At 47.0% G+C, this 11,987-nt stretch carries 13 protein-coding genes; 6 read left to right on the plus strand and 7 right to left on the minus strand.

The window, feature by feature from the left end:
- The first annotated feature begins 135 nt into the window (after positions 1 to 135).
- A complete protein-coding gene (locus SYNPCCP_RS00520) occupies positions 136 to 603 on the plus strand; it encodes a phosphate-starvation-inducible PsiE family protein (RefSeq protein WP_010871307.1) in 468 nt (155 codons plus the stop codon).
- Here SYNPCCP_RS00520 and SYNPCCP_RS00525 read toward each other — a convergent pair.
- The 3 genes from SYNPCCP_RS00525 to SYNPCCP_RS00535 form a co-directional block, all read right to left on the minus strand.
- Positions 600 to 1,799, minus strand: a complete 1,200-nt coding sequence (locus tag SYNPCCP_RS00525) for an NAD(P)/FAD-dependent oxidoreductase (protein WP_010871308.1) — start codon at positions 1,797 to 1,799, stop codon at positions 600 to 602. The two genes, SYNPCCP_RS00520 and SYNPCCP_RS00525, sit on opposite strands and share 4 nt — an antisense overlap.
- Positions 1,800 to 1,836: 37 nt before the next feature.
- Positions 1,837 to 2,229 carry a hypothetical protein gene (locus SYNPCCP_RS00530; RefSeq protein ID WP_010871309.1) on the minus strand — a complete coding sequence of 131 codons (393 nt, stop codon included), beginning with the start codon at positions 2,227 to 2,229 and terminating at the stop codon, positions 1,837 to 1,839.
- 335 nt (positions 2,230 to 2,564) lie between these two features.
- Complete coding sequence (locus SYNPCCP_RS00535; RefSeq protein WP_010871310.1) at positions 2,565 to 2,804, minus strand: hypothetical protein; 240 nt, start codon at positions 2,802 to 2,804, stop codon at positions 2,565 to 2,567.
- Between the two features lie 181 nt (positions 2,805 to 2,985).
- On the opposite strand from SYNPCCP_RS00535, the gene SYNPCCP_RS00540 reads away from it, so the two are divergent.
- Entirely contained in the window at positions 2,986 to 3,927 is a 942-nt protein-coding gene (locus SYNPCCP_RS00540) for a tyrosine-type recombinase/integrase (protein ID WP_010871311.1), read from the plus strand.
- Between the two features lie 45 nt (positions 3,928 to 3,972).
- Here SYNPCCP_RS00540 and SYNPCCP_RS00545 read toward each other — a convergent pair whose 3' ends face one another.
- Complete coding sequence (locus tag SYNPCCP_RS00545) at positions 3,973 to 4,230, minus strand: ribbon-helix-helix protein, CopG family (protein ID WP_223211320.1); 258 nt, start codon at positions 4,228 to 4,230, stop codon at positions 3,973 to 3,975.
- Positions 4,231 to 4,553: 323 nt separating this feature from the next.
- Between SYNPCCP_RS00545 and SYNPCCP_RS00550 the strand changes: the two genes are divergently transcribed.
- Positions 4,554 to 5,672 carry an FAD-binding oxidoreductase gene (locus tag SYNPCCP_RS00550; RefSeq protein WP_010871313.1) on the plus strand — a complete coding sequence of 373 codons (1,119 nt, stop codon included), beginning with the start codon at positions 4,554 to 4,556 and terminating at the stop codon, positions 5,670 to 5,672.
- 95 nt (positions 5,673 to 5,767) lie between these two features.
- Here SYNPCCP_RS00550 and SYNPCCP_RS16630 read toward each other — a convergent pair whose 3' ends face one another.
- The 3 genes from SYNPCCP_RS16630 to nblS form a co-directional block, all read right to left on the minus strand.
- Positions 5,768 to 6,355 carry a transposase gene (locus SYNPCCP_RS16630; protein WP_308417040.1) on the minus strand — a complete coding sequence of 196 codons (588 nt, stop codon included), beginning with the start codon at positions 6,353 to 6,355 and terminating at the stop codon, positions 5,768 to 5,770.
- Entirely contained in the window at positions 6,256 to 6,615 is a 360-nt protein-coding gene (locus SYNPCCP_RS17505) for an IS630 transposase-related protein (protein WP_010871315.1), read from the minus strand. The genes SYNPCCP_RS16630 and SYNPCCP_RS17505 overlap by 100 nt, the downstream gene beginning before the upstream one ends.
- 103 nt (positions 6,616 to 6,718) lie before the next feature.
- Entirely contained in the window at positions 6,719 to 8,710 is a 1,992-nt protein-coding gene (nblS, locus tag SYNPCCP_RS00565) for a two-component system sensor histidine kinase NblS (RefSeq protein ID WP_014407169.1), read from the minus strand.
- Between the two features lie 195 nt (positions 8,711 to 8,905).
- On the opposite strand from nblS, the gene SYNPCCP_RS00570 reads away from it, so the two are divergent.
- The 3 genes from SYNPCCP_RS00570 to crtE all read left to right on the plus strand — a co-directional run bounded on the left by SYNPCCP_RS00570 (position 8,906) and on the right by crtE (position 11,977).
- Positions 8,906 to 9,331, plus strand: coding sequence for a photosystem I reaction center subunit II PsaD (locus SYNPCCP_RS00570; RefSeq protein ID WP_010871317.1), 426 nt, complete (start codon positions 8,906 to 8,908; stop codon positions 9,329 to 9,331).
- A 121-nt stretch (positions 9,332 to 9,452) separates the two neighbouring features.
- Positions 9,453 to 10,979, plus strand: a complete 1,527-nt coding sequence (gene trpE, locus SYNPCCP_RS00575) for an anthranilate synthase component I (RefSeq protein WP_010871318.1) — start codon at positions 9,453 to 9,455, stop codon at positions 10,977 to 10,979.
- Positions 10,980 to 11,068: 89 nt separating this feature from the next.
- On the plus strand, positions 11,069 to 11,977 hold the full coding sequence (crtE, locus tag SYNPCCP_RS00580; RefSeq protein WP_010871319.1) for a geranylgeranyl diphosphate synthase CrtE: 909 nt from the start codon (positions 11,069 to 11,071) through the stop codon (positions 11,975 to 11,977).
- Positions 11,978 to 11,987 lie beyond the last annotated feature (10 nt).

The raw sequence follows: 11,987 nt of genomic DNA on the forward strand, positions 1-11,987 counted from the left end.
ATTGATCCCATTGTAATCTTCCTCAACCCTTCGGCGATCGCCTAGCAAATAATTATCATTGCAAACTGGGCGAAATTTGGCTGATCATTGCCGATAAAATATGGCGATACCTTTATTATTGACTGCTGCCCGTTCATGAAACCAATCCACAGATACATCAGATTAATATTATCTAAGGATCAAGACTTACTGTTTTTGTCGCTGTTGCGTACTTTTGAGAAGATACTTTCCAAGTTGTTAGCCATCTGCCTGATGGTGGTAGTTTTTGTTGCGGTGTTCGACCTATTTAAGGTGCTAATTATCGAATTGCAGACGGAACCCTTTGGCTTTTTTAATCGGAGTTTAATTGAGATTTTTGGTTTATTTTTAAATATATTGATTGCCCTGGAACTGTTGGAAAATATCACTGTTTATCTGAAAGATAATGTTATCCAAGTGGAATTGGTGATTGTGACAGCTATGATTGCGGTGGCCAGGAAAATTATTATTTTTGACTTTGGCAAATATGAAGGCATGGATTTATTAGCTTTGGGCTTTGCCATTGTCTGTTTGGCGGCGAGCTTTTGGATGGTTAAGAAGTTGAATGTTAATAATAAGCACTAACTTAGTACAAAGTTTGACAATATTTGGCAATTTTCCCATAGGGGCAATGACTCCAATTCCTGCCAACTAATGCCCTTGGCGATCGCCAGTTGTAATAGGTTCATACTTTCCCGGGCCCGTTGCCCAAACCAGTGGGCGCTGATAATCCGGTCTTGGGAGTCCAATGCCAGTTTATACATCCCCCGTAGGTCACAGTGGTCGCTGTAGGGTTCAAAGCCTCGGATGATTTTTTCGGTGTAGTCTGTGCAGGCGGGGTCCCCGATACGATACCAAGGGGGGTCTAGGTCAATGAGAAAGGGGATTTGGCCGTAGTTAATTGGAGTGGTATTTTTTCCCAAAACCTGGTGGACCACATACCTGGCTTCCTGCTGGGCAATGGCAGGGCAATGGTAGCCCTTTAACCAGTCGCCACAGGCATAAATTTGGCTATGGGCGGTTTGCAAATGATCATTAATGCTGAGGTATGAACTATCCTTCAATGTTTGATTAAATTCCGGCAGATTAGCGAGTAAATTTCCATACTTCAGCGATCGCCCTATGGCGAGCAAATTATCCACGGCTAGGTGATGGCGAGATTCTTCGGAACCATGGTTGAACTGGATGCTATAGGTGCTTTTGTCTTGATTGTAATGGGAAGTTAAGTTAGTGCAATTAAACCAAAATTCAATGCCTAAACTAGCCAAATAGCATTGCAGAAGGCTAGCCATTTCCCGGTCTTCCCCTGGTAATAGGTAACCATTCCGACTCAGGATGGTGACTCCATGGCCCAGTTTGGTTAGCTTCTGGGCAAAAACCAAATTTTCTGGCAGTGTCCCCACGATGACCCATCTTTGAGGCATTACCTTATCCGAATTCGGACCAGGAATGGCAAGGACATTCGAATCTTTAGAATCGGCTTTGCCACTGGTGAGTAGATAGCTTTCCCCCTCTAAGGTCCGCTCCTGGGTTTGACATAGCAATCCTGATGATTGTGAGAAAATTCCCTGCCCTACCACCACATCAACTCCTTGGGCTGCTAGCAAGCGTAACTCTTCCCAAAAGTTTTCCTCCCCTAAGTCCCCATGGCGATCGCCAGACCAACCCTGTTCCCAACCCTGGGTGACTAGGGCAATGCGGGCTGTGGGATATCGTTCGATGCAACTATGGGCTGCCGTTAGCCCCTCCAGACTGGCCCCGATAATCACTAGCTGGTACATAAATTAACCTTTGACTGGTAATAGGCGATCGCCAAACCTAGGGATTAATCACCGTTTCTAGTCCTAAATTTTGCAGACTTAAGGCCGCCTGTTGAGCATTGAGAGGATCGCTAAAACTACCTATTTGTAATAACCGTTGCCCATTGAAGTTGGTGAAAAAAGCGCCAGGATAGGCTGCTTTAACCTGTTGTTCTTCTACTGGGGAAGTAATCAAGGCCATTACCCGGTAAGAAGTGGCATTGGGGGTGAAGCTCAGCGCACTCGGGTCCGGCACTGGATTGGGACTGGCGGGCGGCGGTGGTAACAGTTGAGTCTGACTCACCAACAGAGGAGGCTGAATGGGAATAGCTTGGACAGGGGCGATCGCCGAGATACATAAGCAGGCACCAAGGACGGCGATCGGAGAACGGTAATTGATAACGATGGCCATGGGCAAACAATTAAAGGGGGAATAATTCTCTTTCCTGGCAATTCTACCCCTAGCCTTGCTGCTGCGCTGATTTGGTGGGCTGGAACCTTCACTGTCCGGGGGTTAGCTTATATTAAGAATGTGATAATGAATGTTTCCGCATTCTTGAAGGGATATGGCAAATGCCAAGACAGAGGTGGGATTTATTTCTGTAGGTAAACTGTGATGACCGTCATAATTTCCAAATTTCGAAACAATGATCATTGACCGTTTACGTTTAGCTCATCGTTATGGGTTGGGATTGGTTGTCCTCATTCCCGTAGTGGCGATTTAGGAGGGAATATCTTCTTAGAAGGCTAAGGGTTGGGGAAAAATGCAAACTTTGTCAAAATCCCCAGAAGTGCAATAAACATCCCCGAAATGAGAACCCATAAGCGGTTGTCCTGTTTATCAGCCTGTTTTTTGAGGTCTGATAGGTTGGATTCTATTGCATTTAACCTTTCATCGATCCGAGCCTGATTAACGTCGATTTTTTTATCAAGCCCATTGATTAAGTCTTTCAGTTCCTGTAGATCGGAATCAGTTATGGTTGCCATGATGAGTTAGACTCCTTGTAGACATTAGATGTTGGATTTTTGCCCCTAGATGGAGAGAGTTTACAGCTTCTTCTTTTCTGCTTTTAGGGTAACGGATCAGACTCGGTCCCACGACTGCTATCAAACTATGTGACCCTTTTTGATGGTGAAAGAGTAAGAATCACATAACAACTTCTTCCCTATGTTCCTCCCTTCCCCTAACAATTTATCTGGGCTTAACCAAAATATCCTCGAAGAACTTCTGCGGGATAAAAGATCGCCTAATACCAGGAGGACCTATGCCAAAGCGTTAAAGGATTTTTTTCTCACCATGGCCGGCGAAGAACCGTCCCCAGATGTCATTGCCTGGTTTTTGAGCTTGGATCATTTCCAGGCGATCGCCATGGTTTTACGCTATCGAGCAGAGTTACTAGCCAAGGATCTCAAACCAGCCACCATTAATGTGCGATTGGCAGCAATTAAAAGCCTAGTGAACTATGCCCGGCGGGTAGGAAAATGCCAGTACACCCTAGAAGATGTGGAAGGTTTAAAAGCAGAAACCTATCGGGATACCACCGGAGTTAGTCCCACTTCCTTCAAACAAATCACCGACCACATTACCCCTGATTCCCTCAAAGGTAAGCGGGATTTAGCCATTATGCGTTTGCTCTGGGACAATGCCCTGCGGCGGGCGGAAGTTTGTGGACTTAACGTCGGGGACTATCAACCAACAGAGCGGCAATTACTAATTAAAGGCAAAGGAAAATTAGGCAAACAGGCCATCACCCTCAGCGCCAAGGGCATGGCTTTAATCAACCAATGGTTAACTGCCATTGGCCCCCGCCCAAAAAATGAACCCCTATTTTGCACCCTAGACCGGGCAACTTTTGGCCATCGTCTTAGTGGCAATGCCATCTATAACCTTGTCCGCACCAGTGCCGAATCCGCCGGCATTCATAAAGTTATGAGTCCCCACCGAGTCCGCCACAGCGCCATCACCGCCGCCCTAGAAGCCACCAATGGCGATACCCGCAAAGTGCAAAAACTCAGTCGCCACAGCAATCTAAATACTCTGATGATCTACGACGATAACCGTCACCAGCACCAGGCTCAAATCACTGATATTCTGGCGGATCTGCTCTAAATTTTCTGGCTTATGGGAGAAATTACCGAAATTTCTTCAATTTTTCTAGCCAAACTTTTCCATCATCGTTTTAGCCCGTTTATGGTTGGCGATCGCCTGACGAAATTCAGCCTTCTGCTTAGCCTGTTCCAGAATTGCAGTCCAGGCCTCTTTGTCCTCTATATAGTGTTCGAATAAAGCCTCAAATAAAACTTCCCTGCTCAAACCTTCCTTCGCACAGAGCTTGGTGAGCCGCTCCATCATCTTGCTCTCCAGGCGAATGGTGGTCTGCTTGGTGGAAAAATTTTTGCTGACTTTGCTCACAGAATTTAAGTTACTAGACTTCGACATACTTAAAGTTTTTGAATAATTTACAATTGCTTGCCTAAGTTTACAGTAATCTACTAGCTTTTAATTTTTATAGTCTAGATACCTAGATAACTAAAATTCTAAACTCTTAAGTTAAAGTATTTAAGATATTTATAATTCTAGCAACTAAGGTTGCTTTTGACAAAATTTTTTCTACTATCGACCGGGCGAAAGATGAAAGGTTATTTACTGGGAGACGGGGTCAAGGACGTTTTGAGGTGAGAGCAAAATCGAGATCTGCCCTATGATCAAGATTCGAGCAACAGAGAAACTAACCTATGCCAAACATTGCCGTTATTGGGGCGGGGGTTGTAGGGGCCGCCATCGCCTATGAGCTGAGTCTCATGTCAGGCTTAACTATTGACCTGTTTGATGCCCAAGAACCAGCCCAGGGAGCTACCGGAGCGGCTCTAGGCATTTTGATGGCAGTCATTAGCCAGAAAACCAAGGGCAGGGGTTGGCGATTACGGGAACAGAGTTTACAGAGATACCGCACGCTTTTACCGGAACTAGAAACTGCCACAGGCAAAACCATTCCCGGCGATCGCCAAGGCTTAGTAAAAATTCTGCTGGAGGCGGATTGGTCCCGTTGGCAACAATTGCAAGCTGTCCGTCGGAGCCAAGGCTATCCTCTGGAATTGTGGACTAGGCCGGAAGTTGAGCAGAAATTATCTGGTTGGCCTTTGGGTTACGGGCCCATCGCCGGAGCAATCTATTCCCCTTGGGATTGGCAAATTCAGCCCCAAGCCCTCACCCAACGATTAATTGAAGCAGCTCAACAACGGGGAGTGCGTTGTCATTTCCACCAAGCTGCTCATCCTTTGCCTGTTGCCGATTCTATCAATCACTGCCAGAACATTCAAACTAACCAAGCCAAATTTCCAACGGATTATGTTGTGATCACCGCAGGGCTAGGCAGTAACCTCCTGATCAACCCCAACAGCGATAACAATGAGTCGTTGCAGTTACAGCCGGTGATTGGCCAAGCCTTTTTGTTGCAACTTGCTGATGCTGATAATCCCCTGAAAAATTCTCCTTGGCGATCGGTCCTGACCACTGAAGATATTCACCTAGTTCCCCTGGCCAATGGCCAATTTTGGTTGGGGGCCACCGTCGAATTTCCCTCTGACTGTGCCAACGGAGAACCCAATGTCCAACTAAGGGAAAACCTTTGGCACCAGGCGATCGCCTATTATCCATTTTTGGAACGGGCGGAAATTATTAATTATTGGAGTGGTAAACGTCCCCGGCCGGTGGGGGAAAGTGCGCCAGTAATCCGTCCCCTAGATGGCTATGACAATGTTCTATTGGCCACTGGCCATTACCGCAATGGCGTTCTCCTCGCCCCAGGTACAGCCCAGGAAGTAAAAACTTGGTTGAAGGCAAAGTTAGCCTAGACAACAGACCGCATCCTAGGCCGGAGGGAAGTTCTAAGTTCAGTGTGAATAGCGTAAATTTTCCACTTATAGTAGTTTCAAATAAAGCTGAGACGCTAAACGCCACAGTAAGAACGGATAATTTCATCAAGAGACGTGTCAATAGGAGCGTACATTCTAGCTCGTTTCAAGGCACTAAAGTCATGCTCAATATCATTTAAATCAGGAGAATATTTCGGCAAAAAAAGAACTTCATGACCTGCTTCTTTAGCCAATTCTTTAATGGCAGTTTTACGATGAATAGGAGCATTATCCATTATTAATATTGATGGAATGTCGAGGGAGGGTAGCAAATATAATTTTAACCATCCTTCAAAGCCTTCTGCATTCAAACTCCCGGTAAAAACCATCGGCGCAATCAAATCTTTTTTTCCTTTTCTTCTCCCTGCTACTAGATTTTCTCTGACTCCCCTTTTTCCTTGTCTATCTCCATAAACTTTTTTTCCTTTTTTTGACCAGGCATAAATACAAGCCTGGATTGCTTCGAATCCAGATTCATCTATGTAAACTATAGCTTGACTACCATAGAGCTTAATTAGTTCTCTTAACATTCTATAGTACTTAACTCGTTCCTCCCGGTTTCTTTCTCGATAACGTAGTTCTTTTTTTTTCTGTTTATTTTCATTTTCTTTAATGCGTAATATACGGCACTCGGCCTCACTCCAAATTTCTTGGCTCTGTCTATCAATCTTGCATCGGGATTTTCTTCTACGTCTTTTTTTAGAGCTTCCCAGTCTAATTTCCTATGGCGACGCTCTACTTTTGTTGGGCTTAAATCTACTCTATTTAACCATCTGTATATCGAGGCTTTTCCTATTTTATATATCTTGGAAGCCTCAGTTATTTTTCCTCCAGCTTCTATATAAGCTACTACCCTTTGCCTTAAATCTAAACTGTAAGCCATTGTTTAAACCTGTTCATTTTGTACACTCCATAATTTTACATTAAATTCTCTCATCGTTAATTGAAATGACTATACTTTGGGATCAGGGTTGTCAAAGCGAAACCTAGCCCACCACCATCAACATGGATTGATACACGGCCAGATCAAACCAAAAAGTAGTACCCACCCCCACCTCACTGACTAAATGGATTTGGCTTTGATGTTTGGCAATGATATTTTTGACAATGGAAAGCCCCAACCCAGTACCCTCCAAAGTGTGAACCCGGTTTTCCACCCGATAGAACCGCTCAAAAATGGCCGCCTGATCCTCTGGGTCAATGCCGATGCCAGTGTCAGAAATTTCCACCCGTACTAGGCCAGGACCATCCTCTGCTCTAAGGTTACTACGGTGGAGGGGATAGGCTCGGACAATGATTTTTCCGCCGGCTTTAGTGAATTTAAACGAATTACCAATTAAATTGGTCATTACCTGCAGGAGTAGGTCGTAGTTACCCAGAGCGAAGGGGAGATCCGGGTCCAAAATTTTTTCTAACTGTAGTTGTTTGTCCTTAGCATTAAGTTGGTAACTACGTAAGCTTTGTTCAATTAGCTGGTACAAATCAACTGCATCTAACTGGTAAATTTTGGAAGACTCTAGCTTGGATAAATCAAGGACATCGTTAACCAAACGACTCAGGCGATCGGTTTCGTGGTTAGCGGTTTCTAGGAATTCTTTACGCTCCACTTCGCTCAAATCTTCCCCAAACTCACTCAAGGTTTCAATGAAGGATTTGATATTAAACAAGGGAGTTCGTAATTCGTGGGAAACATTGCTAATGAACTGACTTTTGGCTTCATTTAATTCCACTTCCCTAGTAATATCCTGCACCATCATGACAATGCCCCGTAAATTTTCCCTGTTCTGATCCAACACCTGGGTCAACATCAGACGAATGGTGCGGGGAAACGGTTGGGTCAGGCTAATGCGAAATTCTTCCGGGGCGTAGGTTTTATCCTGCTCCTCTTCCTGAGGCCCATGGCCGGGGGAAAACAGCAAACTTCCTTGGTCAGCGGCCAATTCCCTCAGGGGTTGGGTAAGTTGGGCCGTGATTTCCGGTGGCAAATTTTCCAGGAGATTTTCGCCAATAATTGGCTTATTTTCCCAGGCGAATAGGCGACGGGCAGTGGGATTGACCAACAAAAGTTGCAAATTGGTGTCCACTAACATGGCCCCATCGGCGATCGTGGAAACAAGGGTGTCTAGCTTCGCCTTCTCCGCAGTCAACTCTTCAATATTTTGGGCTTCATAACGCTCCAGCCGCTCCGCCATCTCGTTGAAGTTAACGATTAATTCCCCCAATTCTCCCCCAAAGGGCAAGGTGATTCTCTGCTTGAAGTTCCCAGCAGCGATGTTCTTTACTCCTAGCAGCAGTTCTTTAATGGGCTGGGTAATAGTTAGGGCATTGAATACAGCTCCGAGAATTACCATCACCCAAATGGAAATAAAAACTGCAATGGTCACATCCCTGGTTAGGTTAGAAGAGTTGACCGCAGCGGGGTTGGGGTTGATACCAATCGCCAGAACTCCGAGGAACTTGCCCTGGTATTGGAGGGGAATAAACACATCGGTGACATCGCCATTGGGAGTGTGGTGTTGCCGTACAAAAGGCTGGTCAAAATTATGGGGATCAATCTGGGGTAATTCGATGCGCCGCTCTAGGGTGAGGGAGTTTTGAACCGTTTCTTCAGAGTAGGGAATACCAAAAAAGATCTTGCCAGAGGGGTCCGCATAGATCATGTAGCGGATATTAGAAGTATTTTCGTAAAAGCGACTGGAAAACCGGGCCACCTCCGTCAGATTTTTATCCGCAATCATAGGGGCAACATTGGCCGCCAACAACAAACCCACATCCCGGCCAAAACGGGTATTCACCAATTGGGCATCCTCTTGGATCGTATTTACTGCCCAAAAAGTTAGCCCACTCATTAACAGGGACACCACCAAGGTGGCCGCGGCCATCAACCGGGTTTGTAGGTTGAACTCAGACCACCATTTACGCAGAAAACCCTGCATAGTCTGCAAAATCGCCGTTGGATTGGACACAGAAGTCCCCATAATCTCCTTGCCAAAACTCCTATGATTCTATCTCGATTACACCAACCTACTGGGCGTTCTAACAGAGATGCTCTACCCATTGTCCTGGGGAGCAGAATTTGGTGAAATGTTACAGTTCTTGACAAAGCCAGATGGTAACCGTAGGTCAGTGGTAGGATTCCCTAAAATACCTTATGAAATTCCATTTTCATCCCTATGACAGAACTCTCTGGACAACCGCCTAAATTCGGTGGCAGCACTGGTGGACTTCTCTCCAAAGCCAACCGGGAAGAAAAGTATGCCATCACCTGGACCAGCGCCTCTGAACAAGTTTTTGAAATGCCCACTGGCGGCGCGGCCATCATGAACGAAGGGGAAAATCTCCTTTATCTAGCCCGCAAAGAACAGTGTTTAGCCCTGGGGACCCAGCTACGGACAAAATTTAAACCCAAAATTCAAGACTACAAAATTTACCGTGTTTATCCCAGTGGTGAAGTTCAATACCTCCACCCCGCCGATGGCGTTTTCCCTGAAAAAGTTAACGAAGGTCGGGAAGCCCAAGGTACTAAAACCCGCCGCATTGGCCAAAACCCAGAACCTGTAACCATCAAGTTCTCCGGTAAAGCCCCCTACGAGGTCTAGTTCCTGGCTCTACTTGCTTGCGGAACTTGCACAATTGGCAGAAGTTTAACTAACGGGCGAATTTGTTAAAGGCACTACTGAACCTTTGACAGTTCGCTCTTTCAATGTTGGCAAAGGTTTTATGATTTCCCCTGGGTTTTCTCACTTCACTGAACTCGCCCAACAAGGCAATTTTATTCCGGTGTATCAGGAATGGGTGGCGGATTTAGAAACGCCAGTTTCTGCTTGGTACAAAGTTTGCTCTAGCCAACCCTACAATTTTCTCCTGGAGTCGGTGGAAGGGGGAGAGAGTATTGGTCGCTATAGTTTTCTCGGTTGCGACCCCATGTGGGTGCTAGAAGCCAGGGGCGACGAAACTACCCAAGTTTTACGCAATGGGCAAACGGAAACCTTTCGGGGTAATCCCCTCGATATTTTGTCCCAATGTTTGGAATCAATCCGTCCGGTGAATTTACCCCAACTACCTCCGGGCATTGGTGGGCTGTTTGGGGTTTGGGGTTATGAGCTGATTCGTTGGATGGAACCCAGGGTTCCTGTGTATGAACCCCAGCCGGAAGATCCACCCGATGGCATTTGGATGCAGGTGGACCATCTCCTCATTTTCGACCAGGTCAAACGCAAAATTTGGGCGATTGCCTTTGCGGATTTGCGGGGGGAAAATGTTGATTTGGAAACTGCCTATCGCAATGCTTGTCAACGGGTGACGAAATTAGTCCTGCAATTACAATTACCTCTGCCGCCGGAAGCCACCGCCCTGGAACTGCTCACCAAAACCCAACTTGAGGGTAAGGAACTGAACTACAGCAGTAATACGGAGCAAGAAAAGTTTTTAGAAGAAGTGGCGATCGCCAAGGATTACATCACAGCGGGGGACATTTTCCAGGTGGTGCTTTCCCAAAGACTTTCCACTATTTACCGGGATGATCCCTTCAAGCTCTACCGTTCCCTCAGGCTGATTAATCCTTCCCCCTACATGGCTTATTACAACTTTGGCCATTGGCAAATTATTGGCTCTAGCCCGGAGGTGATGGTCAAAGCCGATCGCCAACTGGATGGCAAATTAATGGCCACGGTACGCCCCATTGCTGGCACCAGACCCAGGGGCAAAACCCACCCAGAGGATGAACAGTTAGCCGAAGAATTGCTGAACGATCCCAAAGAAATCGCCGAACACGTCATGCTGGTGGATTTGGGTCGCAATGATTTGGGACGGGTTTGCGTTCAGGGCTCAGTCAAAGTGAATGAGTTGATGGTGATTGAACGTTATTCCCACGTCATGCACATAGTCAGTAACGTAGTGGGAGAACTGGCATCGGATAAAACCGCCTGGGATCTTTTGAAAGCTTGTTTTCCCGCTGGCACCGTCAGTGGTGCACCGAAAATTAGGGCCATGGAAATTATTAACGAGCTGGAACCGGAACGGCGGGGGCCCTACTCCGGAGTCTATGGCTACTATGATTTTGAAGGCCAGTTAAATACGGCGATCGCCATTCGGACCATGGTGGTGCAGGAACAGCCAGATGGAGCCCATCGGGTGTCGGTGCAGACCGGAGCTGGCATTGTGGCCGATTCCGATCCCCAAAAAGAGTATGAGGAAACTTTAAATAAAGCGAGGGGACTTTTGGAAGCCATTCGTGCCTTGTCCTAGGTTTCTTCCATCACCCCTACCTGTAAAATGGGCTCTAGTTGCCGCTCCCGGCCATTGCCCAACCCCGTTATTTAGTATCCAGTGACAGTATGGTTGCCCAACAAACACGAACCGACTTTGATTTAGCCCAATACTTACAAGTTAAAAAAGGTGTGGTCGAGGCAGCCCTGGATAGTTCCCTGGCGATCGCCCGGCCGGAAAAGATTTACGAAGCCATGCGTTATTCTCTGTTGGCGGGGGGCAAACGATTGCGACCGATTTTATGCATTACGGCCTGCGAACTGTGTGGCGGTGATGAAGCCCTGGCCTTGCCCACGGCCTGTGCCCTGGAAATGATCCACACCATGTCCCTCATCCATGATGATTTGCCCTCCATGGATAATGACGATTTCCGCCGGGGTAAACCCACTAACCACAAAGTGTACGGGGAAGACATTGCCATTTTGGCCGGGGATGGACTGCTAGCCTATGCGTTTGAGTATGTAGTTACCCACACCCCCCAGGCTGATCCCCAAGCTTTACTCCAAGTTATTGCCCGTTTGGGTCGCACGGTGGGGGCCGCCGGTTTAGTGGGGGGACAAGTTCTAGACCTGGAATCGGAGGGGCGCACTGACATCACCCCGGAAACCCTAACTTTTATCCATACCCATAAAACCGGGGCATTGCTGGAAGCTTCCGTGCTCACAGGCGCAATTTTGGCCGGGGCCACTGGGGAACAACAACAGAGACTGGCCCGCTATGCCCAGAATATTGGCTTAGCTTTTCAAGTGGTGGATGACATCCTCGACATCACCGCCACCCAGGAAGAGTTGGGTAAAACCGCTGGTAAAGATGTCAAAGCCCAAAAAGCCACCTATCCCAGTCTCCTCGGTTTGGAAGCTTCCCGGGCCCAGGCCCAAAGTTTGATTGACCAGGCCATTGTCGCCCTGGAACCCTTTGGCCCCTCCGCCGAGCCCCTCCAGGCGATCGCCGAATATATTGTTGCCAGAAAATATTGATCCCTTGCCT

The organism is Synechocystis sp. PCC 6803 substr. PCC-P (genome assembly GCF_000284455.1).
In the GTDB taxonomy this organism is placed as follows: domain Bacteria; phylum Cyanobacteriota; class Cyanobacteriia; order Cyanobacteriales; family Microcystaceae; genus Synechocystis.

Bases quoted from the DNA above. Each gene is read 5' to 3' on its own strand.
- SYNPCCP_RS00550 (WP_010871313.1), top strand. From the start codon at position 4,554: ATGCCAAACATTGCCGTTATTGGGGCGGGGGTTGTAGGGGCCGCCATC.
- SYNPCCP_RS17505 (WP_010871315.1), bottom strand. From the start codon at position 6,615: ATGGCTTACAGTTTAGATTTAAGGCAAAGGGTAGTAGCTTATATAGAA.
- SYNPCCP_RS00520 (WP_010871307.1), top strand. From the start codon at position 136: ATGAAACCAATCCACAGATACATCAGATTAATATTATCTAAGGATCAA.
- nblS (WP_014407169.1), bottom strand. From the start codon at position 8,710: ATGGGGACTTCTGTGTCCAATCCAACGGCGATTTTGCAGACTATGCAG.
- SYNPCCP_RS00530 (WP_010871309.1), bottom strand. From the start codon at position 2,229: ATGGCCATCGTTATCAATTACCGTTCTCCGATCGCCGTCCTTGGTGCC.
- SYNPCCP_RS00570 (WP_010871317.1), top strand. From the start codon at position 8,906: ATGACAGAACTCTCTGGACAACCGCCTAAATTCGGTGGCAGCACTGGT.
- SYNPCCP_RS00540 (WP_010871311.1), top strand. From the start codon at position 2,986: ATGTTCCTCCCTTCCCCTAACAATTTATCTGGGCTTAACCAAAATATC.
- SYNPCCP_RS00525 (WP_010871308.1), bottom strand. From the start codon at position 1,799: ATGTACCAGCTAGTGATTATCGGGGCCAGTCTGGAGGGGCTAACGGCA.
- trpE (WP_010871318.1), top strand. From the start codon at position 9,453: ATGATTTCCCCTGGGTTTTCTCACTTCACTGAACTCGCCCAACAAGGC.
- crtE (WP_010871319.1), top strand. From the start codon at position 11,069: ATGGTTGCCCAACAAACACGAACCGACTTTGATTTAGCCCAATACTTA.
- SYNPCCP_RS00535 (WP_010871310.1), bottom strand. From the start codon at position 2,804: ATGGCAACCATAACTGATTCCGATCTACAGGAACTGAAAGACTTAATC.